Genomic DNA, 23,036 nt, shown 5'->3' on the forward strand with positions numbered 1-23,036 from the left:
AAAATGCTGCACCCTGTAGGGTGATATATGTGTTGGAGAAGGTTAATAGCTTTTTTATATAACCGTTTCGTTATAGTTTCAGAGCAAATTTTTGCACTCAAAATGAAGCATTGGATTTTTTTTATTCTTTTTTTCTCGCTCAACACCGGATTTTCACAAACGGTAAACAAAACTTATCTTACCAACGAAGTCTTTCGATCCATTTATGGAAATGGAGCCGATCCAGATGAATATCCAGCAGCAAATTATCCTGCTGTCTACCCTGACTTGCAAGGAAGTGGAGGATTTGAAAAAAAAGCACGTCTACTAATTTATCTTGAGTTTCAAGACAACATTCCTGTACTAAGGCGGGATTTATGTTCTTTTAATGCTGGTTCAATTCCATATAGAACAAGTGTGATCAAAACATTATTAGAAGCATATAAGGTTCCTCTTAATCTGACAGGCTCCCTTCCCTACAACGATGTAAATGCTTCAACCCTATATTATCAGCACATACTAACAGCATATAATCTTGGGATGCTCTCCAGTTCATCTTCTTTTATCCCTCAAGGAAGTATAAATGCAAATGAACTTGAAGGTTATATTGATTTTTTGGAAGGATCTTCATTAGTTGATCCCCCTACTCAATCAGAGCTCAAAGACAGTAACAATTATTTTAATCCAGGGTTATACAGTCCTGAAACCTTAGGGCAATTTCGTGGAATTGAACATGGTGTATTTAGTCATTATGCTAAAAATAGTTTTGCCATACCAGATCGGAAGATGAATCTAAATTTTTCTCATTTCTACAGTACATCAATGGTAGAAATTCCTGATGACTATTTTCCAATACGTCCTTTAGGTAAAGGATGGTCACACACCTACAATTCGTACATTATCAGAGAAAACAATGTAGGTGATCAAAATATCGATTACTATTACATCGTCTGGCCAGATGGAACTATACATGTATACAATGAGGATGAAAACGAGTATGTAACCCTCGGAGTGTATGATGAAATTGATCAAGGCTCTACAGTTATTACCATAACCAAAAAAAATCAAGTTCGCTATAAGTATCAGCGATTAGATAGTGATAGACTTTTGTACTACCTAGTGGAAATTAGGGATCCTAATGACAACAAAACCACAATTGATTATGAAAATGCAGAGGAAGATGACACAAAACGTATCGAATATGTAGAAGCTCCATCAGGAAAACGATTGAATTTTGAATACACTAACAATACTGATTATATAGAAAAAGTTATTGACCCTATAGGAAGAGAGATCCGTTTTGACATGGATGAAGATGATGATAACCGATTGGAAAAGTTTTACGATGCCAAAAACAATAGAACTCGATATCGATATATAGAAAATAATGCCAATGCTCCACTTTCAGAACAAATCAATCGGTTTCTGCTAGATGAAATTAAACTACCCAAAGGGAATAAGATCACAGCTAGTTATGACAGTAACAATGCAAAACTTTCTTCTTATAGAATCAACAATGACGACCCTGTAGCGGTAGGGGTTTACTTTGACCATCAATCGGATAGTTACACTTCTGAGGTAGTGAAGCCCACCCCTAGTGGAAACAGTCTCACTCAAAATTATACTTTCAATCAAAACGGAAGAGTTACTTCATACCAAAGTGATACCGATAATGTGAATATCGAATACCCAACCTCTGGCATTAATATTTTTCTACCGGATAATTTAAATACCAATGGAGTAGGTATTGAATACGAATATGATGAGAGAGGAAACATAACCAAAATAGACAAAGAAAATGGAGATGTCGTTGAGGAGTTTGGGTATGATAATGACAACAATCTAACCGAATATACCGATCCTAACGGAAACATTACCAAGTTTTTTTATGATGGTGATGAAAACCTTATCAGAGTGGAAGATGCTTTTGGAAACTCGATCTTTTATGATTATGATTCTCATGGTCAATTAGAATCCGTAACCAATCAAGAAGGAATTACCATTAATTACACCTATGAGAGTGATGGGGCTGTTTCTTCAATAACTGCCCCTGCTGATATTGAAAGTAGTTTTAGTTATGATGGTGTCAATCGTTTGTTACAACGAATTGATAACGGTCTTACCTCTAGTTACGATTACGACGATAACGATAATATTACCTCTGTGACCAATTCTGGTGGATTTACCACCAGTTACAACTATGATGATAATGATAATTTAACCTCCATCGTTAACGCTAATGGCATTGCTACTTCATTTAGCTATGACGAGCAAGATAGGCCAGTCTCAGAGACTTTTGGAAATCTTACTAAAGAATATAAATACTCTGATGAAGGTTTTTTAACTGAGTTCACCAAGCCCTCAGGAACTGATATTGACTATGAGTACGATAATGATGGGCGACTTAAAGAGACTGGAACAATTACAGATATTGATTACAACAGTCGAAACTTATTAGAAGATGTTGAAAATGATGCAGGAAGCGTTTCATTCCGATACGACAACCTTAATCGAGTTGAAAAAATTACAACAGTACACGGATTTGATGTTGAGTATGATTATGAAGATACGGGCAAGATAGATGATATCGAATACCCCGATATTAACGGAATAGAATTAAAGGTATATTACGTCTATGATGATAAGAATAGAGTAACTAAAATAGGGCTATTGAGAAATGTTGGGCAAGACGGCTTAATCATAGCAGAGTACGATTATTTGAAAGATGACAGGTTGAAGAGAGTTGAGTATGCCAATAGCTTTAATACTTATTATAATTACGATGACGCAGGTAGACTCAATGATATTTATCATAATGATCTAACGACCGGAGGTTCTATCTATAATGCGACATTCAGCATCGATAATCGAGGAAATATCACTGATGCTATAGAATGGGTGCCAGCTATCCCCTCCTTACCTCTTAATAATTCTTCAGGAAGTTATACATACAATCAAAACAATCATATTACACAAGCTAATGGAATTCCCTATATAGTTGATCTAGATGGAAATACTACAGGGATTGATTCTGGAGTAACACTCAATTATGATGTCGATGATCGCTTGACCTCATACTCAGATATTGACAACGATTTTGAATATAAGTATAATGGTTTTGGTCAGAGAGTTGAAGTAACTCACAACGGGGTAACCACTAAGTTTATTCGTGATGTTCTACGTGACAATATTCTTATTGAGTTAGACCAAAATAACAATCCACAGTACTATTACATCTATCATCCTAACGGAATGTTGGTTGCTCGAATGAAACCCAATGGTGATTTGCAATATTATCATGGGGATATACGCGGAAGCACTGTAGCAATTACCAATGAATCAAGTGAAACAACTCACTTATATCGTTATAGTGATTTTGGAGAAATAACTCATGCCGTTGAGCCAAGTAATGATCCTAACAGATTCAAGTATATTGGTACCTATGGGGTAGAATATGATTTGCAAGATCTGTACTATATGAGAGCGAGATATTATCTCCCATCGATAGGTAGGTTTCTTACTGAAGACCCTATTTGGAGTACAAACCTGTATCCGTATGCGGATAATAATCCGATTAGTAGGATTGATCCAAATGGAGAGTTAGCTTTTTTAATTCCAACTGCACTTGTGGTCGCAGAAATTTCATTAAGTGCTATAGATGTCTATTATTTAGATACTATTGAAAATGATCCATATTCGACTCAAGATGAAATAGATGAAGCTCATTTTAGCGCATTCTTAGGTTTAGTTGCTCCTTTGGGGGGGTATGCATCGTTAAAGAACTCAAAGTTTTACAACTCAGTAGAAGAAGTAATGGGCTCAAGCTACAGGAAAGCTGGAGAAGTTATAGTGAATATAAAAGATAAATCTCTTTTAGAAACCCTAAATAAAGCTTCTTCAGGTGATTGGGTAAAGGTCTATGAGGCTGCAAAAATAAATGGGAAGAGGGTCGAAATCCACTATTTTAGAAATAACTCTACTGGTGAATTATTTGATATAAAAGAAAAATATCAATATTGGCATCAAAGAATATTTAATAAGCTATGATAATTAATAAAAGAAAAATAACAGATTTATCGAAAAGTGAAAACTTAAGGAACGAAGAGAAAGGTATTCTCTGTGCAGTTTTGAATGCAATGAATGATTGGCCTAATCAGTTTAATGATATTGAAGACTTTGAAAAAGACATTGAGTTATTTTTAGGGGGAGAAGTAAATAGATTAAATATAGAGAGCGTACTAAAAAAAGAGAGAAATTTAAATGATGGTGGTTGGAAAACAGAAGCTTTAGCATCTTTAAATGAAATTTTTAATCATGAATCTTACCAAAATTTATCATTAACTCAAACTATTAAACTAATAAATTCTATTAATAATTAGCAATGAAAGCAACAATCAAATACATATTATTTTTTATAGGCTTCATAGTAAATGCTCAACTAGAGCAGGTAACTACAGAGTACGAATACGATAACCTCAACCGCTTGGTAAAGGTTGTTTTTAATAATGGAGCAGAAAAGAATTATGTCTACGATGATTTAGGTAATAGGATTCAGTTGAATACAACGACTCTTAGTATTGATTCTGAAACCTTACAAAACACTATTACCGTATTATACCCAAATCCTACAAATCAGTTTCTGAATATTAAGTTACCTGAAATACTTAAATCAAAAGAGCTTATAGTAAAGCTCTTTGATATCAATGGAAAGCAATTATTACATCAAAAATATTCCATCAAAGACGATTTTATTAAAATAGATGTTCAAAGGTTATCCAATGGAGTCTATTTGCTCAATCTTTTTGATGGAAATACTAGATGGTCTCAACTATTTATTAAAAAATAAATTACTCTATTTCACTCTTACATTGAATCATAATGCTTGCCGAGGCAAGCAGTCGTCCGTTTACCTCATGAATGCTCATATTTAGTTTGTTGCAAATCTCTCTGAGATTGAGCTTCTCTAGGTAGTACGCATCGCAAACGTCTTTCATCTTCTGGTCGATGATAATCAAATGAATCCGCTCTCTGTTTGCTAGGTAAAATTCAGTTAGGTTGCTGATGGCTCTCAAGTTCATGTTTCTGCTCTTTGTTAGGGCTTATAGTGGCAAAGTGGGTACACATAAGGGCGTGTGCATCGAAGATTCCCATGTAGTAATCTTCTGTTTTGGTTAGGGTTCGCTTTGGGGCAAGTAGGTGTTCAAGGTTGGGATACCAGCGAGATAGTGTGAGGGAGATGCCAAACTTGTTGGTCTCTCCAAACTGACTGAAAATCTTTATCATCTCAGACCGTGAATAGCGGTGGACAGTCAGCCCCTCTTTGTAAGCTACATTCTCAATGGCTTCTATGACTTTTCTCACCCTAGGCTTTACCATGTAGAGCCCTTCCCCGTAGTCTTTCAGGACAATCACGTGGGGCTTATAGGTTTCAATGAACTTGCACAATCGCTTCACATAATAGTTCGGTGCGAGGATTTTGAGGTAGCCGAGCCCGTAGTCGATAATGTCTCTAGGGGTTCGGCAGATAACGTAGCCCATGCCTCGGTAGTTTGGGTAGATGGCAACCGTAATGTTACTCCCTCTACTCATACTGAGACTCGAGTTCCTCTAGTCGGCTAATGATAATCTCAATGAGGCTCAGTCTCTTGTGGATGGATGTCGTTGATCTTTGATCTAGTAATTTCTCTTGTAGGTCTTCAGCATTACTCAAACAGCTTTTCACAACTTTAATAACGTGCTCCTTAAAGAGTTTCTCTATCGAGAGATCTAAAATGAAATGATACGCAAAGATTACCTCAATCCCTGGAGTAATTATTCCTGATTCGATTCTTGATAAGGTAGCAGGGTGCATTGCCAGCACTCCAGCTATATCTTGCAAAGAGAAACCTGATTGCTCTCTGTAGTGTTTTAAGTAATTGAATGTTTTAATTTTTTTCATAGATTTTTTTAAAAGAAATAAGTGTCAATTAGCCGACACTTACTAGCTATGATAAAAGACTTAAATGTATTCTCTTAGGCTCGGAATATTGCGTGAGAGGTAATTTTTTTCGCGGTAGCGTGAATATTCTGTGAATAAGTCGTCTTAGTTGGGTACAGCGACATTCTATCTGGAAAAATGTTCACAGTACAATGTATGTCTATAATAATATGTAGTGTGAAGATTCTTCACTCGGATGGTTCTCTTTTTGTTAGTTACCCACATTTGCCCCACAAAAAAACTACTCCAAGGTAGTTTTGAAGTAGAGTTTTTTACTGAGTCTGCGAAGCTCTGGAGTGTGCACCAGCATTCCCCTCTCATTTTTAACCATAATGAGTCGTTTGTTAATGAGTAGTTGGATGGCTAATCCTATCGCCTTTCTTGACTTTGACGTTTTTTTGACAAAAAACGAAATGGTGAGCCAATCCCACTCTTTATGACGACCTCTCTTTTTATCGTAATACCCGTAGGTTTGGCGTATCACCACCAGCAAAACCTTCAGCTCCACTTCCTTTAGATGCAGATGCTTATCGAAAAGTTCGTTGGGAGTACAGGTTCGGTAGAAATATGCCATTCAAACAGCTTACAAGAGCAGTTGTACACCTCTTAGTATCATACTATTGCGTCAGAGGTAAAAAGCAGTGTCTAAGAGAAAAACTCCCTATCCTTATACTCACCGATATATGAGTACAAAAAGATTACTAGAAAAAGTTAGAGAGTTTATTAAAGAAAGTGGTAACGAAGCTCACCTAAAAGGAATTACGGATGAGATATTACTTGAAATCATTGAAGAATGTTTAGCTAATCGGTTGATAGAGGAAGCCAAAGAACATCGTAAAAATTCAGAGAGTGTAATTGAATTTTAAGCTTATGATTTATGACAGTAAGCAACTAAAGACTTTAAGTGTTCTTTTTGAAAAATACCTTTGTGAATGTCAGTACAGCAAGGGTTTAAGACCTAGAACCCTTGCTGGGTATTCAGAGGTTTTTGGTACATTTCAAAAAATTGTTCCAGAAGTAATAACCACTGAGGATTTAAGCCCGCAAGTAATGACTGTTTTTTTCAAACGAATTAGCACCCGAGAGCGTATTGTTGGAAGAGATACTATCAGGATAGGAGTAAAACCCTCAACAATAAAAACCTATCACAATAAACTAATAGCATTTTTTAAGTGGCTCGAAGAAAACAATCATATTGAAAATAAATCGTTGACAGAAAAAATCATTACGCCTCCTGAGCCTATATACAATGATGAAAGAGCTTTGACTAAGGAGGATATTTCAAAAATTATCGCTTCCATTGCATTAAACACAACTCATAACGAATTTTTATACAAGAGAGACATGCTCATTATCAGTCTTTTAATATATACAGGAGTTCGTAAAACAGAGTTACTCTCTCTTAAAGTTCAAGATGTAGACTTTAACCAAAGGTCACTTTTTATAGATGGTAAAACATCTAAATCTAAAAAAAGTAGATCCATACCACTTCATATTACAGTCATCATGCACTTAAAAAACTACCTAGCACAACGCAAAGCAAGAGGAACAACTACCGATGCTCTTATCATATCCAGTAAAAGAGATAAGGGGTTTTCAGAACATGGTTTAAAAAATTGGATACAAAAATATAGACGGCTTTCGGGAGTTAAATTCCACCTTCACCAAATGAGGCATAGTTTTGCTTGTTCATTGGCTAGATCGGGGGCGGATATTACAACTATTATGAAAGCCTTGGGACACACCACCATGCGGATGACAGAAAGGTATCTTCGCTCTATAAGTTCAGAAAATTCAAGGGATTATATTGATAAATTATCGTACTAAAAATGAGTTGTAATAAGCAGTTTATTGTGAAATAATTAAAAGGTCGATACATTTATAAATTAACTAAAATGTATCATCTCTATCAATAGAATCCTGGAAAAGAGGTGCTAATAGAAAAACAGGTAAAAAATTAGGCTCATGCCGCTAAAACCCTTATAAAATAACAAAATATAAGGATGAGCCTTTCAGTTCACTACTTGCACTGAGGAGGTGGCAGGTTCGAGTCCTGTCAGGTCCACCAATTCGCCTTATTTACCAACGTTTTAGACGTATCGGTATGTTGGAAAAAAGGTACCTAGTAGCACCTACCGTAGAAAGGTGGTAGCACAAAGGGAAATTTGAGAGATGATATGTGTCATCACTTACATGAATATTACATTACTCTTGGAAGATTTTTGTCATCATGCTTATTACATGAAAGGACAATCTCCTAAGACAACCAAACGTTACAAAGAGCAAATAACATACTTTTCTAAAGCGTCAAAAATTGATCGCATTGAACAAATTGACACAGACCTTATAAGGTCGTTTTTCCTGTTTGGGAGAGTTGAAAAAAAATGGAAAGCAACAACCTGTCATACCTACTATATGTCGTTAAGGTCGTTCTTATCTTGGTGTTTAGAAAATAAATATATAGCTCAAGATTACCTTCAAAATATTGAGCTCCCCCCAATTAAAAAATCACTCCCTAAAGGGCTTAAAAAACAAGAAGCCTTAAGGCTTTTAGAGATTATATACAACTACTCTTATACACAAGATTTTGTTCGTTATCGAAACCACGCTATTTTTTCTATGTTCTTATTCGCAGGGTTAAGAAAAAATGAGCTTCTTAATTTAAAGCTAACCGATGTGGATGTAGATAACCTCACTATTTTTGTGCGTCTTGGTAAAGGAGCAAAAGACCGAATTATACCAATGAGTTTTACTCTAGCTCAAAGTTTAAAAAGATATCTTGAAAAGAGAAAAAAACAAGGCAGAACCTGCCCTGAGTTTTTTGTATGCTCTAATAGAGATAGAGGATTTTCAGAACATGGTCTTAAATCGTTTTTAGATGACTTTCGCAAAGCAACTAACATTCACTTCACTATTCACCAGCTACGTCACACGTTTGCAACACTTATGCTTGAAGGAGGGTGTGATATTTATAGCCTTTCAGGTATGTTAGGACACAGCGATATTAAGACCACAACAATTTATCTTTCTGCTACACCTGAGCACTTACGGTGCCAGATGGCTAAGCACCCTTTAAATCGTTTTTAACTCATCTGTCGTTACTGTTTTTGCAGAGAAAGCATCCGATACCCTCCCTCTTACCAAAAGCCTTAGGTAAACATGGTAATGTTCTAGTTCCACAAAATCAGAAGCTGAAAAGATGGGGTAAAACTCTTTTTCCATGTGTTTTGCATCAGAAAGCCCTAGCTTAAAACACACGATCGTTCCAATGTTTCCCAATACTGCATCTCGAACCTGAGTAGAAAGTTGGCTTATGTACTGATGAGCAAGCGTATATCCGACAGCGAACTTACGATGCTCCGAGAGCATCCCTACCACAGAGCCCGTGGTGTAATTATGAAACTCGTCTAAAAATACGTGGAACGGTACCCGCTTTTCTATCGGAATATCAATCCTGCTAAAGGCAGAGGATGAGAGTGCGGTTAGAAGCAATGAACCAAGTAAGTAGGCTCCGTCTGCTCCCAAGCTTCCCTTTGAGAGATTTACCAGTACAATTTTTCGGTTGTCCATAGCGTACCTCAGTGAGAGTTGCTGTTGGTTCTCGACAAGCACCTTCCTTAGAAAAGGAATGGAGAGAAACGAACTCACCTTGTTAATCACAGGCAGAATGTCTGACTTCCCATACTTGGGTAGCTCCTCTAAGAGAAACTTTTTCACGTGAGGATTGATTACCCTTTTTGCACAGGTATTCCTGTAGGGTTCATCCAGTAAGAGTCTCGGAATATCCTCGAGGTTGGAGTGCTCCTGATCCAAACTAGCTAGAATTAAGTTTCTTAAGATGTACTCGAGTCGGACTCCCCAACTCTGACCTCCCCAGGTCTTTTTAAAGGTCTCCAACAAGCTCGATGCAATTAGAGCCCTCTTTGGGTAACTCACCTTTCTTAAGGGGTTGTATCCCCACTCACAATGTGGGTCATCAGGATTTAAGTAAATGACGTCCTTCTTTCGATGCTTTGGAACAAGCTTCAACACATCTCGTATCAAATCACCATTGACATCTGAGAGGTACAATCCCCTGTTATGAATCAAATCTTGATAAACCAATATTTTTATCAAATTCGTCTTTCCCGAGCCAATTTTCCCGAGTATGTACATGCCCATCATGCGGTCTCTTTGAAGGATGCCGAAAAGTCTGTTGTCATCTCTAAAGTCCACCCGCGCGAAGTATGAAATTTCTGGAGAGAGTCTCATGTTTCGCATTTTCTCGTGACGTTTCGCCTTTTGGTAGTAACGTCTTTTTTCGTGGTTGCACCTCACGCAAAAAGCAGAGTCTAAGAGGAATTTCCAATCTGGGAGATACTCCTTCCCAGATTAATCCTTAAATAAATATTTATGAAACTAAAAAATCTTACCACTCAGATTCTGAGTAGTTCGGTTATCAAAATTCACTACAAGCGACCACTGTTTGATTCAATGACGCACATCACTCGCTCTAGAGATGCGATGGCGGTTCTCAGGAACTATGCTGATCCCGATAGCATTGACCTGAAAGAGCACTTTTATGTGCTAATGCTCTCTAACGCCAATAGGCTCTTAGGGGTTTCCCTAATCTCTATCGGTGCTACCGCTGGTGTTTGCGTGGGCTTAAAAGAGATTTTACAGCTTGCTCTTATCACCAACAGCACGGGAATCATTATCGCCCACAATCATCCGTCAGGGACTCTGATGCCTTCACAAAGTGATTGTGAAATGACCGAGAGAATCAAAGAGGGCTTGTCTCTTGTAGATATCAACTTACTCGACCACCTTGTATTCACCTCAGATGGATACACATCCTTTGCTGACAATGGATATCTATAGAAGTCACTGACTCAATTTACCAGACTTACTTTCTTCTTTTCTTTATGCCCAAAACCCCAATCACGTACTATGGAGGTAAGCTGAATATGCTCAAGCATATTCTTCCACTTATCCCTCCTCACAAAATTTTCACAGAAAGCTTCTTCGGAGGCGGAGCGGTATTCTTCGCAAAAGAGCCTGCCGAATCCGAAGTAATTAACGATAGGTTAAACCTTGCCATTGTATTCTACGAGCAGGTGCGGACAAACTTCGATGCTCTCAAAGAGAAGATTGAAGCCACCCTGTTTGCTCGCAAGAGCTACATGAAGGCAAAGTACATCTGTGAGAATGCAAACCTATACAGTCCGCTCATGCAAGCGTGGGCGTTCTACATAGGGACTAACATGGGCTTTAGCTGTCAGATTGGATCATGGGGGTACGATAAGTACGGAAAGCGGGTGAGAGCATTTCTCAACAAGAAGATGCTGTTTAATGCAGATATCGCTAAACGCTTGGAGAACGCTCAGATTGAGAACAACGATGCGTGCAAGGTCATTCAAACCCGTGATGCCGATGATGCCTTTCACTACGTTGACCCGCCATACATCGACTCCTCACAGGGGCACTATGGTGGCTATACCGAGAAGCATTTCAAAGATTTACTAGATACGCTTTCAAACGTAAAAGGAAAATTTCTTTTGAGCTCATATCCTTCAGATATTTTGGAGAGATACACTACTGAAAATGGGTGGTATACCAAAACTTTTGACAAACCGCTCTCTGCCCGAAAAGCTAAAAATGGAAAGGCTCGTGGGCGCAAAACTGAAGTCTTAACGGCCAACTTCCCCATCTAAACTGAATATTAATTTTTAAATCTAAATATCATGAAGGACAACAAGAACATTTGTCCAGATGAAGTATGGGAGGTTCTCTCTCAACTCGGACACCACACACATTACCTAGCTTCTAAACCCATAGAGTTATGGGATGAATATGATCATAGCAACTATAGATCTCTCAGGCGAAAAGCGGGAAAAGAATAATTGTATAACCTTAAATTTTTTAATCATGAAAACAGATACACAAAATCTGATGAAACACTTTTCCTCTGTGCTAAGAACCAGAGCAAATAGTAAAGAGGCTACCGAACCTAGCATAAGCAAGTCTATTTCAAGGTTTCTATCTCGAAAGGAGCTCATCGAAATTATCAAAGAGAAATTCTCCGGTTCAATCCCTAAAGAGCACAATCTTGTGGAACTGGAGAATGAACAGCTCTTAGATATTATCGGTGATGATATGTACATCATTGCCTACTGCACTCAAAAATGGTGCGGAGAATCTCCGCTGATAGGTAGTAAGAAAACTGAAAAGAAAGAACCTACTAAACCAAATTCAAATGGCAAAGGAACCTCACAAAAGAAATAGCCTCCAGAAAGCTTTAGATGAAGCAGTGTGGATTAACTTTCGCCACAGAAATACTGATTATAAAGTAGGAGTGATTGAGAGCGTTAAGGGTGGGTATATCATAGCTCACCCTGACCACTCAGCTTTTGAAAGAGAACATTTTGAAACTTTACCTTCAGATTACAGTGATATGACCTACAAACATATTGCCTCTATCGGAATGGATGAAGATCCGCTCAAACATTGGGAGGAGATTCGTGGCATGGTATCGGTAGTGGATGGAGAAATCTTACGCTTTATACTTGCGAAAAACGTACCTCTTGAAAAACTGATACGATTTGAGCTTGCCTGTCGTGGCTACGATAAAGATCACGAATGGGTTGGTTTTGAAAAAGCCAAAGAAATTTGGCTTACAAATGAATAATTAAAAAACCACTCTTGTTACAGAGTGGTTCTTATTTTAGAATCTGTTTAATAATATGCACAGATTACAAATCCGCACTATCGGGTTATGTTTCGTTTTTTATCATTTATTTCTATTTTCAAGAAAGAAAGCAATTTGATCTTTAAGCCACTGTACATCATACTCTTCATACTTTTTCTTATAAGCTTCAAAGAGATTTTTATATTCACTACCCTCTACAATATTGATAATAATTTTATACCCTTCGTTCATATAATTACTCATATTTACTTTGATTGACTGATTAAGGTACTCTCTAGCTTTAAGTAAATTTTCATTTAATAAATAGAAATTCATAATTTGATTAAATATCTCCTGATCTTTTGAAATTTCTAACATTGTTAGAATTTTTCGTTCAGCTTCATCATACTTGCCTAAATCATATAATAACCAAGAATATGCATTAATTGCATCTGAATTACTAGGTTCAAGTTCTAGACTTCTTTTATATAATCTTTCAGCCTCTCTAAAATTTTGAAAATATTCATGATAAAATTGCCCTAATGAAAAACAATTATTACTAGTCTCTTTAATCTTTATTGATTTTTTTAAAGATTCTTTAGCTCCTTGAATATCTCTACAATTAATCTGAGCAACTCCTAACATATTAAATGCATCGCTATCATTATATGTTTCTGGCAGATCTTTAAGTATTTCAATAATTTCAATACAATTTGCAAATTCATCAAACTCAAAACTTTTTTCAACTCTTGCCCAATAAAAATCAGGGTCTATTTTAAGAGCCTCCTCTAAGTATTTCCATGCCTCATAAGGAATTTCATCTTTTAAAGCAGTAAATAATTCAAGTCTAACCCATTTATTCTCGTTATTGGTGTCTAATTTTACCGCATCTTTTAAAAGCTCAATTCCTTGATTTTTTTTTCCTTCTTCTATTTTTAGAATCCCTTCATTCATTTTCATCAAACTTTCAAAAAATGAATTTTTATCAAAATCTAATTTTGAAATTAATTCTTTTGCTTTGGATGTATTTTTATCATTAAGATATTTATATATCAACATTATCTTTAAAAATGAACTATTATTATTAGAAATCTCTTTTTCAAAAAAAGAATAAGATAGATTGTAATTGTTCGTTAAAATTCGATCATAGTTTTTTGTTAATTCATCCATAGATTGAGAGTGTAATAATTGAATATTAATAAGGCAAAAAATAATAAAACTTCTTAAAAACATATAAAACTAATTTGTTGGATTAATTTGTAAAGGTTTTCTTGTTATAACATTATATTCTTCGGCCTGACCCTTTTTTAAAGCTTCCTGAGCAACAGCATTTACAGTTTGTAAAGGTGATGGTCCTAGCATCATCATCACTTCAAATTTATGATATTTAAAAGTTTCGTTTCCATCATCATCAGTTACCGTTTCAGACATTAGTGAACTGAACTCTTTTTGATATTCAGCTTCTAACCCTATAAGTTTAATAGCAGTATCAAAATCTTTAACTCCAATGCTTCCTTTATCTAAATCTTTAGTCAAAGGAATTCCTAGACCTCCTGTTTCGCCTACTTCACCAATACCTACTGTTTTGAAAAAATCTTGGGTGTCAGCCACTAACTCTAATGTCTTCAGAGCATATAACCCAGGACCTTCAGCTTTTCCAGATGCTTCAGAAGGATCTCTTGGTTTAAGGTTATGGCTTTCTACCATATTTCTTACATTTTTTGCAAAATTAGTTGATTCTATTCTGAAACCTTCTTTTAATCTTATCGAAGATTCTCTAATAAAGGTAGCTTTAGCTCTAGCTCTATTGTTACTATATAACCTTCTATTCCTATTTGTATTAATACGAGGTCTTGGTCTTGGGCCTGTTCTTGCTCCACTACCACAACATGCAACTGGTTTCATTCCATCAGGGTCCATCCAATAAACTGGGTTATCAAATGCATAATTATATGGAGAATGTCTTCTCATTTGTTCAGCTAATGGGTCAAGATTCATCCAGCGCCCTAAACTAGCATCATAGTTTCTAGCTCCAAAGTCGTACCAATTTAATCCAAGTTCATCTTGAAATTCCATACTACTATATGTAATTTTTTGCGCCACGCTATTTCCGTTTGAAGAAATCACGTTATTATACCCTTTATGCTTCAAGCCAAATGGATAGTAATTAGACTCTTCTACAATCTCTGTGCTAGCATTAATAGTACCATTGTTGTCAGAATCTGCATAGGTCAATCTTACATTTCCTAAATGGTCTTTGTATTGGTACATATAAGACATCTCGACTCCGCTCGATGTGACATTCGCTTTTACATAGCCTTCTGCATGGTTAAAGAACTGTAATTTTGCTTCCTCTCCTTCTAATACTTCATAAATAAAATTACCTGCGTATTCTGTAGCAATAGGGTCTTCAGTTGCAGATTCTACTTCCTTTCTTAATTTCTCTCCTGTTGCATCATATTTGTAAATGATATGACCTCCATTTGCAAATGTTACCTGTTCTGGCAAGTTTAGATGATTGTACGTTATATTGGTAATACCCTTATTATCATCACGAGTCATGTTTCCATTGGCATCATAGGCATAATCATCGCCATTATCCGGAGTTGTATCAACTGCATCATCCTTAAACCCAAACTGATCTATAAGAGCTGCATCTGCAACTCTAAGTAGTTTGTTTCCATCATAAGAATATGTTAGGTCGTCCATAACTCCAAACGAGGTAGCAGCACTGTTGGTATGCCCCTGTCTTTGCAAGGTAAGAATGTTTCCGTTTTTATCATAGCTAATACCTGTTAAATTATAATTACCCGTATTGTCTACAGCCGATGTAATCCTGTTCAGTGCATCGTAGCTATAGGTATACAAGTTACTTACAGGGTTTCCTGTGGTATTGGTGCTTGCTGTTGTCCAACTGGTTTGAGAGATGTTTCCGTTAAAGAGTTTTGTAGCGCTCCCTGTTGGGTTGTTGTAACGAAGTGTAAAGTCAAACAGATCATTGTCACTCTGCGTATCGTTATTGATGTTAGTCAACCAACCTCTTACATTGTAATTGTAATCTACATTTTGCAATCCTTTGCTGTTGTCTACCAAGTGTAAATTCTTGATCTGCGTGCCATCTGTACAGATACTTAAATCTCCTAATAAGTTTCCTGATGATAGTGTTTCTGAGATGTAAATAACTTCTCCATTTTTCTTGTAGTAGATCTTATTTCCTATACGCTCTACTCTAAACACGTCTCCAACGCTATAAGTTCCTCCATGATACCCTTTGTGAACGGCATTCTCATAGATAACAGTATTTCCCCCTTCATGGTAAATAGCATAATCAATAGTAGTCCACACAGCATTTACATTACTGTCAGATAACCCTACCATAAAGTTAGAAACTGTTCCTGCTTCGTACTCTATATAACCGTCTGCCTGGAAGTTTCCTAAAGTAGCTGCCCCAACATACCAACAAGAACCCGATGTTTTACTAATCACATTCTCATTAATAACCAAACCACTGGTTACATCTGTTAACCCTGATTGGGTTCCGTTTCCGGTAAGCTTACTTTTTAATTGCCCAAGATCGTCATAATTGTTCTTTACAATACGCTCCGGAAGCCTATTGTTAACCTTCTGTGTTTGAGAGATCAATCTATCCTGATGGTCATACTCAAATACATCTATAGTTACAATATCTGACTTTCCTGTCTTTTTGTGTGTAGTTCTTGTTTCCAATACTTTTCCTGTAAAGTCCAACTTAGATTCTACAATATCGGTAGTCTCTAAAAACTCATTATAACTGTATACATACACAGGTCTTGCCAAATCATCATAGTAAGTAATGGTTGTGATCCACTTTTGTGGATTTTGCCCTAAAACTCTTACTTTACTTACCGTTGCCAATCCTTTTGTATTGGTTGTAGATGCAACACCATAATAATTGGTTACTGTATTTGTCATTCCAGAACCATTAGGAAAATCAATGTAGGTGTCGTAATAGTTCACCGTATGTACCTCAAAGGTACTGGAAACTGGAAGTGCTGTATTTGTATAATATAGTCGTGTTCCGGCTAACCAATCTACTGTTGTTAAAGATTCAGCAACAGGATACGATGTCCCATCTGCAATGGATTGTGTATGTGTTCTTGATCCGCTATACTGCCAGATTCCTGTATAGGCCACTCTTCCAAAGTCATCATATTTGGTAAAAGTCCATTCCCTAGGAGATTTGTCATGTTGAATCTTATCTTGGGTTAAAATAGGTCTATCCAATCTGTCATATACAATATATTCCCATCCTTTTCCAGGGATCTTCTTTTCTACCAAACGGTTTCTATTATCGTACTTGTACTGATAGCACAACCCATCTAATATCGTAGATGAAATGGTTTGATCCGAAGCTTTAGGAGGCAATACATAGGTCAAGTTCCCATAATCATCATATACATAATAAGTATCATGTGGTGATACACTGGTATCCATACCTTTTTTACCATAGGTTCTCTTTAGGACAACCTGTCCTTGCTTGTTCTTAAATTCTTCTGTTGTATGAGCCAGTCCATCACTAACTTTCCAATTTTCATCTTTGATAATGGTTTTAGCAAGCTCTTTAGCATTATAATATCCATTTTGAGAAATACTCGGCGTATAGGTATTGTTGGATAAACTCAAACTCACATCAAAACGTTTTACTTCATTAAGTATATTAACCCCATATTCAAAACGAATACTATGTCCATCCGAATAGCCTTTTCCTGATATGGTATTGCTTCCTTTTTTCCAATCTTTCCCAGGTGCTGTTTGTTCCAAGATTCTTCCCAGTGGAGAACTTTCTAACACCTTATCTGAATAGGAGTTAATATCTGCTGTATTCGTTACTCCTGAAAAATCGTCTGCATAGTTGTTTTGATAATAGCTCTGTGTTGCCAAACCTGCTCCTGTATTGATTCTTCCATCAGAAAACGCACTCGCATATGGTAAGAATTCTTTGGTTTGCCTTCCTATAGAATCATACTCAAAATGCGTTACAATATCCTTTGCATTTATCTCTTCACTGTTAAATACTGTAGCGGTAGTCAACAAATCATTTATAGGTGTTTCTGTTCCGTCGATCTTTTGTACTACAGGACTCCATAAATATTGTCTTGTACTACTATCTGCATTGAACAAATAGTTTCTAAACTTAGAATACGTCCCTCCCGAGGTCCATTTAAACTCTGTTCCATCTAAAACCTTGTTCCCTTGCATGTCATACACTCCAGATACTCCTGTATCTCCTCCCGTGTAATCTGAAGGGTGAACAATACCTACCAATAAATACCAAACATCATTCTGAGGAAGTGTATTGGCAAAAAAGTATGGGTTACTGTTTGTAGTTCCGTTTAGATTATTAATGTTGGCATGAACTCCATGATAGGTTCTTCCGTTCAATGGGTTATTTCCTGTCTTCTTTACCCAAGTGGTATATCGATAGGTTTTCGTATGATCTATAGACACATGATCACTTATCCAACCTGAGCCTCCACTTATATTCTTACATTCCCATAACAGGTCTGTATCTCCAAAAGGTGTGGTTCCATTTACGATCTCATTCTCTGTACTTGAGCCCTCTAAATTGTAAAAACCTGCGTTGGTTGGGGTTCCTAAAGACCAATCATAAGGCAGATGGTTGTTTCCATAGCTACCACTTCCTCCTTTAACCAATACACTCTGTTTGGCTCTTCCCAAACCGTCCATGTATTGGATTGCTGTGTTTACAGTATCTGTGTTTTGTGTATTTAAAACTGTGGTGCTTTTTACCTTATAAGTTTTGGTTACTACATGATTCTCTGTAGTACTCTGGGCACCTAGTGCCATGGGTAGCGCCGCTATAGCTAAGGCTACCATCTTTGTTATCTTCTTTCTCATAGCTGCTTAGTTTTTATAGTGGTACTGGTTCTCACTTACAATATGTCCGTCTTTGTCTTTTACCAACTTCAATCGGTTAAATGAATCGTACTCATAGTAGATCACATTGCCTCTAGGATCGGTCATACTGGTAATTCCTACCAGTGGATCGTAAGTAAACGTAGTAACCATGGCTCCAGAAAGATTAGTGTGATTACGTAAAGCCTCTAACTCATCTCTAAGTAATTTCTCTGTTGCTGTGTCTACATCGTTATTTGAGGTACTTAAAATATTATTGTAGATAGTTGCCGGAATGCTACTAAAAGATATATTCTCAATTTTTGCTACCGGTAATGTTTGATTATATCCCCAGATATATACCACGTGAGTTCCATCCTTTTTGCTTACCTCTTTGATGTTTCCATTAGCATAATAACTATGATATGTTAAACGGTCTTCTAGAGGTCCAGTTCCTTTAGATGTTTGTATTGTACTTGGTAAAAAATATGTATTATGAGTTCCAAAAATTGTTTTTTGAGTTGAAAGCTTATTTGTTCCACTATATGTTTCTACTTGAACAGGAGAAGCAATTCTATTTGCATTAACTAAAGTTGTATTGCTAACATCTAAAGGATAAGAATTCACTGTTTTAAGAACCAATCCTTTACTATCACTAACAGTTGATTCGTCTAAATAACCTGAATTAGAGTCGTATTGGTAAGATTTTGTTACCGTTATACTATCCAATTCTTGTATAGATGATGTTAAATGATAAAACTCAGGACGATTACTAAACGAATTTTCCTCAAAATCGGTGTTATCATATTCAATTAAAGCGCCTTGCACTCCTCTATAATCAAAAATATTTCTTCCAATAACCTGTCCAATAGAGTGCTTTCTAGTAGTAGTATTAGAAACATACGGATAAACAGTCGCATATGTGTTGACTGTTTTACTCACCGCTATTAAAGTACCTTCTCTCTTAGCATATTTAGTTTCTGTTAAAAGATTTCCTTTTCTCCAGTCTCTACTATTGATAGGCGGGAATGGATATCCAGGAGCTGCATTTACTTCACTAGAAAATGTTAATACTGTTTTACCATTTGTGTCATTCCCATTTTGTAATACCTCTACACGATCATAAAGTACAGGTGCCCCTTGGAAACTGGCCAAAGGAATACTGCTATTAGATGAAACATTTTTAAATGTACATTCTCCATTAAAATCTGCTAACGTCTGAATATATTCATATATAGGAGTAGATAATAATTGTCCACTTGTTTTCCCATCAGTTCTTATGTACTTATAAGTTTTATTAATACAATCGTTAACTGTATTACAATCTGAAGTAGACTTCACTCTTATTCCCCCTACTCTCGGTGTAATATAGGTTGTTCCATTCTCTATAATCTCTGTATAATCATCCAACTGATCTTGGGTGGTAGGATCAAAATACTCCAACTTGATAAAAGCCTTACCCTGAGCACTAAACTCCTGAAGGTTTGCAGATATAGTAATTGAAGCCCCAGCATCAACATAATAATAATTTGTGTAATTTTTATTAGAACTTCCTCCAATTACATTACCTTGTTCTGCTATTGTTTCCGCTAACAGTAGACAGTTACTCCCAAAAGTTCCATAGGTATTACATTCAAAATTACTAGCACCTCCAGCGGCCGATAACTCAACATTAGATTCCATTAATCCATTTCCACTGTTAAATTGTGTGATCATAGTAACTTTTATTACCTGTCCAACAGGTAGCGTAACTGTTTTGGAATTAGATCCCGTAGCCGTTAGGTTAATTTCTTCAGATTTATTAGGCTGTACAGTTTGTGTCATTAAAATCAGGTTTTTATGACTATCAACACTCATTTTAGCTCTATTAGGTTCGTAAGTGATCTCACTATATCCTTTGGTCGGATATATGATCTTTGTCAAAGCCCCTAAAGAAGCTTGGCTAAAATCTACTGATCTATCATTCTGAAAAAAGTTAAATCCTGATTTTCCATTATAATATCCCCAAACATCTTGTGCTCCATAAGTTATGTTAGAAGGTGGTGTTCCGTTATATTCAAAACTGTAAAAAGGATGTTCATTATTGGAGGCGTCATATTTTCTAATCTTCTCTAATAATTTAACTTTTGAGTTAATATTATCATATTCAAAAGTATATAAAGAGATTATATCCCCAGAGGAGTTCTTCACCGTAATAGAATGTAAATAACTTGTTAAACCAGAAGCTCCGTCATTCACATCTCTAATATCAAATTCAACACTACCTTTAGGGAAACTAATAGTAGAAATCTGAATCCTATTTATAATAGATGTATCAAAATGACTTTTGGTAATAGCTCCAGAAGTAGAAGAACATAACTGGCTATTTCCTGTTTTACTTGTATATATTTTCCGAGATTCAGAATGAGAAGTCTTGTCATATGCCCCCTTTAAAGCATATGAAAAAGTGATCTCTTTATCGTTTGTTGGAAACGATATTTTTGACAACCCCCAACTTGAAACATAAGTAGTAGGTGGACTCAACTGTTCATTGTTAGACATCGCCTCTGCAGTCGTAGTTTCCTTATCGTTGAACTCGTATGTAATACCCTGATCATCTTTAATTGTATAATTATTTGAAGACTTGGATATGATATAGTTTTTTTGTGGATAAAAAATGGCATCTCCAACTTCATTATAAGAAAAAGATCCTCCAATACTGGCAGCATTAATTACAAACTTGTCTGGTTGAGTATCCCAACTCCCATCTAACCCATTCCTATATAGCAAATTAATTTTATTCGCTTTTTCCGATGGCGTTAAATTATCCCAAAGGTTAAAATTGTATGGTATTACCCAATTTAGTCCAATGTTCCCTCCTACATAACCATTAGAGTCTTCATCTGGCTTTCCTCTCATCTGTCTTATAATTCTCCCTCCTGCATTTAAAGTCCACCCTAGCCCCGCTACTCCGGTATCTTCTTCTGCAAGAAGCCCCCCATTGTTGTAAGAAAGTGAAATCGGCAGTTGATAACCATTGACATCAATGGTGAAAATTGGAATGTTATATGAGAGTCTTCCTGTAGATAAATTTACAGGTAGATCTCCATATTTACCTAAACTAGCAGCTTCCGGTGATACCGGTACTACTTTAGGCATTAGATCTTGGGCATAAATAGTACTTACCGCTAATAGCAGTACGCCCAGTAATGTTGTTCTTTTCATACTGTAACTTTTTAAGCATGGTTAATAAAAATTCCTTTGAAAAAGAAATTTGAAGGAGAGGTCTTTCAACTAAGCAAATAGCAATCCATAGGGTCCTAAAACCCATAGACATACCATTTATAAATTAGCTGAGAAGCTTCATAGCATTTTTTTCTTTTTCAGCAGTTTAAAGATATCAAAAAAACTAAACCGTACTCCTTTTTTATTTTTAAAAAATGGTTAGCTTATTTTAAATTTCTTTTCACATCATTTCCCACAACCTTCTAGTTATTAGCATTTAATAGGGTTTGAAGTTTTTTTGGTCTATAAATTTTTAATGAGCTTACCTTAAAATCAAAGACCAAAAAAAGTGGCAATAAATACGTCATATAGCGTATGTTTTGACAGAGTTTTGATCTCTAATTTGCCTCAAAATCAATTATGAGGCTCATACAAACCATACTTTGTCTTTTTATTACCTCTTTTAGCTATTCTCAAACCAATATTGTAGAAAGCTCCAAGCATGGATTAAAGAATGGTGTGGTGTCTGCAAAGACATACAACTACTACCCCGACAGTCAAAAGCTCAATAGAATTACGCATGCAACCTACAAGAATGGAAACATCACTTCTTTAGAAGAAGACTACATCCATCTTGATATGAAACACTTGTATACATTCTCCTATTTAAAAGATGAAAAAGAGCTTCTGATCGATTATAAACATTTTTACAAAGGCACCAAGAATATCGACTCTACGACATTATACCAACGTGTAGACTTTCATGGATTTCATTTTTATTATCCAAAATATAATTTGAAACAAGCATCATATCAACTCTCAAACAATTTGGAGATAACATATACTTTAGATGAACAAGAATATTTTACTCAACTTATTTTCAATAAAGACAGTACGATTACAGAACAAAATCAATTTGAAGATTTTAAAAGACAAACCTTTAATCAAAAAGGATGGGTTACTTCTAAAAAATATTCAAATACCTATCGCACTGACTATTATTACAATGACCAAGGGCAATTGATTACAGATTCATTTCATGATAAATTGATGAATCGAAATCGCATTCCTGCCATCAATACAAATTATTATTACGAATATGATTCTAGAGGAAATTGGGTCAAACAAGTAATCATTACACCTCAACCTTACAAAAAGAAAGATGTTCTTTGGGTTCGATTTGTATCCCGTCAATTGGTTTATAAAGACGGACTTTTATCCGGTAAAGTTGATTATGATGAAAAGTTTGTAGAGAAAACAATGTTAAAACATCGTTCTAAAAAGCGTAAAATTTAAAAAAGCTGCCTGATAGGT

At 36.0% G+C, this 23,036-nt stretch carries 19 protein-coding genes; 12 read left to right on the forward strand and 7 right to left on the reverse strand.

The features are described from left to right. The first annotated feature begins 102 nt into the window (after positions 1–102). The 3 genes from ACFSRZ_RS00925 to ACFSRZ_RS00935 are packed head-to-tail and all read left to right on the forward strand — an operon-like array spanning position 103 to position 4,825. Positions 103–4,026: an RHS repeat-associated core domain-containing protein gene (locus tag ACFSRZ_RS00925; RefSeq protein ID WP_379664635.1), complete on the forward strand. Its 3,924-nt coding sequence runs from the start codon at positions 103–105 to the stop codon at positions 4,024–4,026. Beyond that, positions 4,023–4,358: a hypothetical protein gene (locus ACFSRZ_RS00930; RefSeq protein WP_379664636.1), complete on the forward strand. Its 336-nt coding sequence runs from the start codon at positions 4,023–4,025 to the stop codon at positions 4,356–4,358. Before ACFSRZ_RS00925 ends, ACFSRZ_RS00930 begins: the two co-directional genes overlap by 4 nt. 2 nt (positions 4,359–4,360) lie before the next feature. Beyond that, a complete protein-coding gene (locus tag ACFSRZ_RS00935; protein WP_379664637.1) occupies positions 4,361–4,825 on the forward strand; it encodes a T9SS type A sorting domain-containing protein in 465 nt (154 codons plus the stop codon). A 200-nt stretch (positions 4,826–5,025) separates the two neighbouring features. Here the strand turns inward: ACFSRZ_RS00935 and ACFSRZ_RS00940 are convergent, their stop codons facing one another. The 3 genes from ACFSRZ_RS00940 to ACFSRZ_RS00950 form a co-directional block, all read right to left on the reverse strand. Then, positions 5,026–5,517, reverse strand: coding sequence for a hypothetical protein (locus ACFSRZ_RS00940; protein ID WP_379664638.1), 492 nt, complete (start codon positions 5,515–5,517; stop codon positions 5,026–5,028). Positions 5,518–5,560: 43 nt separating this feature from the next. Next, positions 5,561–5,917: a helix-turn-helix domain-containing protein gene (locus tag ACFSRZ_RS00945; RefSeq protein ID WP_379664639.1), complete on the reverse strand. Its 357-nt coding sequence runs from the start codon at positions 5,915–5,917 to the stop codon at positions 5,561–5,563. 280 nt (positions 5,918–6,197) lie between these two features. Beyond that, positions 6,198–6,530 carry a hypothetical protein gene (locus ACFSRZ_RS00950; protein WP_379664640.1) on the reverse strand — a complete coding sequence of 111 codons (333 nt, stop codon included), beginning with the start codon at positions 6,528–6,530 and terminating at the stop codon, positions 6,198–6,200. Positions 6,531–6,639: 109 nt separating this feature from the next. Between ACFSRZ_RS00950 and ACFSRZ_RS00955 the strand changes: the two genes are divergently transcribed. The 3 genes from ACFSRZ_RS00955 to ACFSRZ_RS00965 all read left to right on the forward strand — a co-directional run bounded on the left by ACFSRZ_RS00955 (position 6,640) and on the right by ACFSRZ_RS00965 (position 9,043). Continuing rightward, a complete protein-coding gene (locus ACFSRZ_RS00955; RefSeq protein WP_379664641.1) occupies positions 6,640–6,822 on the forward strand; it encodes a hypothetical protein in 183 nt (60 codons plus the stop codon). Positions 6,823–6,826: 4 nt separating this feature from the next. After that, positions 6,827–7,783 (forward strand): tyrosine-type recombinase/integrase, encoded by a 957-nt coding sequence (locus tag ACFSRZ_RS00960; RefSeq protein WP_379664642.1) that lies wholly within the window; start codon positions 6,827–6,829, stop codon positions 7,781–7,783. A gap of 366 nt (positions 7,784–8,149) precedes the next feature. Beyond that, positions 8,150–9,043: a tyrosine-type recombinase/integrase gene (locus ACFSRZ_RS00965; protein ID WP_379664643.1), complete on the forward strand. Its 894-nt coding sequence runs from the start codon at positions 8,150–8,152 to the stop codon at positions 9,041–9,043. Here ACFSRZ_RS00965 and ACFSRZ_RS00970 read toward each other — a convergent pair. After that, a complete protein-coding gene (locus ACFSRZ_RS00970) occupies positions 9,029–10,207 on the reverse strand; it encodes a type IV secretory system conjugative DNA transfer family protein (protein WP_379664644.1) in 1,179 nt (392 codons plus the stop codon). The two genes, ACFSRZ_RS00965 and ACFSRZ_RS00970, sit on opposite strands and share 15 nt — an antisense overlap. 141 nt (positions 10,208–10,348) lie before the next feature. Between ACFSRZ_RS00970 and ACFSRZ_RS00975 the strand changes: the two genes are divergently transcribed. Genes ACFSRZ_RS00975 through ACFSRZ_RS00995 form a run of 5 tightly spaced genes read left to right on the forward strand, consistent with a single transcriptional unit; the run spans position 10,349 to position 12,623 of the window. After that, positions 10,349–10,816, forward strand: coding sequence for a JAB domain-containing protein (locus ACFSRZ_RS00975; RefSeq protein ID WP_379664645.1), 468 nt, complete (start codon positions 10,349–10,351; stop codon positions 10,814–10,816). 44 nt (positions 10,817–10,860) lie between these two features. Further along, positions 10,861–11,649, forward strand: coding sequence for a DNA adenine methylase (locus ACFSRZ_RS00980; RefSeq protein ID WP_379664646.1), 789 nt, complete (start codon positions 10,861–10,863; stop codon positions 11,647–11,649). A 30-nt stretch (positions 11,650–11,679) separates the two neighbouring features. After that, positions 11,680–11,838 (forward strand): hypothetical protein, encoded by a 159-nt coding sequence (locus ACFSRZ_RS00985; RefSeq protein ID WP_379664647.1) that lies wholly within the window; start codon positions 11,680–11,682, stop codon positions 11,836–11,838. Between the two features lie 25 nt (positions 11,839–11,863). Continuing rightward, on the forward strand, positions 11,864–12,220 hold the full coding sequence (locus tag ACFSRZ_RS00990; RefSeq protein WP_379664648.1) for a hypothetical protein: 357 nt from the start codon (positions 11,864–11,866) through the stop codon (positions 12,218–12,220). After that, positions 12,192–12,623, forward strand: coding sequence for a hypothetical protein (locus ACFSRZ_RS00995; protein WP_379664649.1), 432 nt, complete (start codon positions 12,192–12,194; stop codon positions 12,621–12,623). Before ACFSRZ_RS00990 ends, ACFSRZ_RS00995 begins: the two co-directional genes overlap by 29 nt. 102 nt (positions 12,624–12,725) lie before the next feature. On the opposite strand, the gene ACFSRZ_RS01000 is transcribed toward ACFSRZ_RS00995, so the two are convergent. The 3 genes from ACFSRZ_RS01000 to ACFSRZ_RS01010 all read right to left on the reverse strand — a co-directional run bounded on the left by ACFSRZ_RS01000 (position 12,726) and on the right by ACFSRZ_RS01010 (position 21,722). After that, positions 12,726–13,793 carry a tetratricopeptide repeat protein gene (locus tag ACFSRZ_RS01000; protein ID WP_379664650.1) on the reverse strand — a complete coding sequence of 356 codons (1,068 nt, stop codon included), beginning with the start codon at positions 13,791–13,793 and terminating at the stop codon, positions 12,726–12,728. A 69-nt stretch (positions 13,794–13,862) separates the two neighbouring features. Then, positions 13,863–18,521, reverse strand: a complete 4,659-nt coding sequence (locus ACFSRZ_RS01005) for an RHS repeat domain-containing protein (RefSeq protein WP_379664651.1) — start codon at positions 18,519–18,521, stop codon at positions 13,863–13,865. Between the two features lie 6 nt (positions 18,522–18,527). Then, positions 18,528–21,722 carry a hypothetical protein gene (locus ACFSRZ_RS01010; RefSeq protein ID WP_379664652.1) on the reverse strand — a complete coding sequence of 1,065 codons (3,195 nt, stop codon included), beginning with the start codon at positions 21,720–21,722 and terminating at the stop codon, positions 18,528–18,530. A 420-nt stretch (positions 21,723–22,142) separates the two neighbouring features. Between ACFSRZ_RS01010 and ACFSRZ_RS01015 the strand changes: the two genes are divergently transcribed. Next, positions 22,143–23,018 (forward strand): hypothetical protein, encoded by an 876-nt coding sequence (locus tag ACFSRZ_RS01015; protein WP_379664653.1) that lies wholly within the window; start codon positions 22,143–22,145, stop codon positions 23,016–23,018. Positions 23,019–23,036: the final 18 nt, after the last annotated feature.

It is taken from the genome of Pseudotenacibaculum haliotis (assembly GCF_042684245.1).
In the GTDB taxonomy this organism is placed as follows: Bacteria; Bacteroidota; Bacteroidia; order Flavobacteriales; family Flavobacteriaceae; genus Polaribacter; species Polaribacter haliotis_A.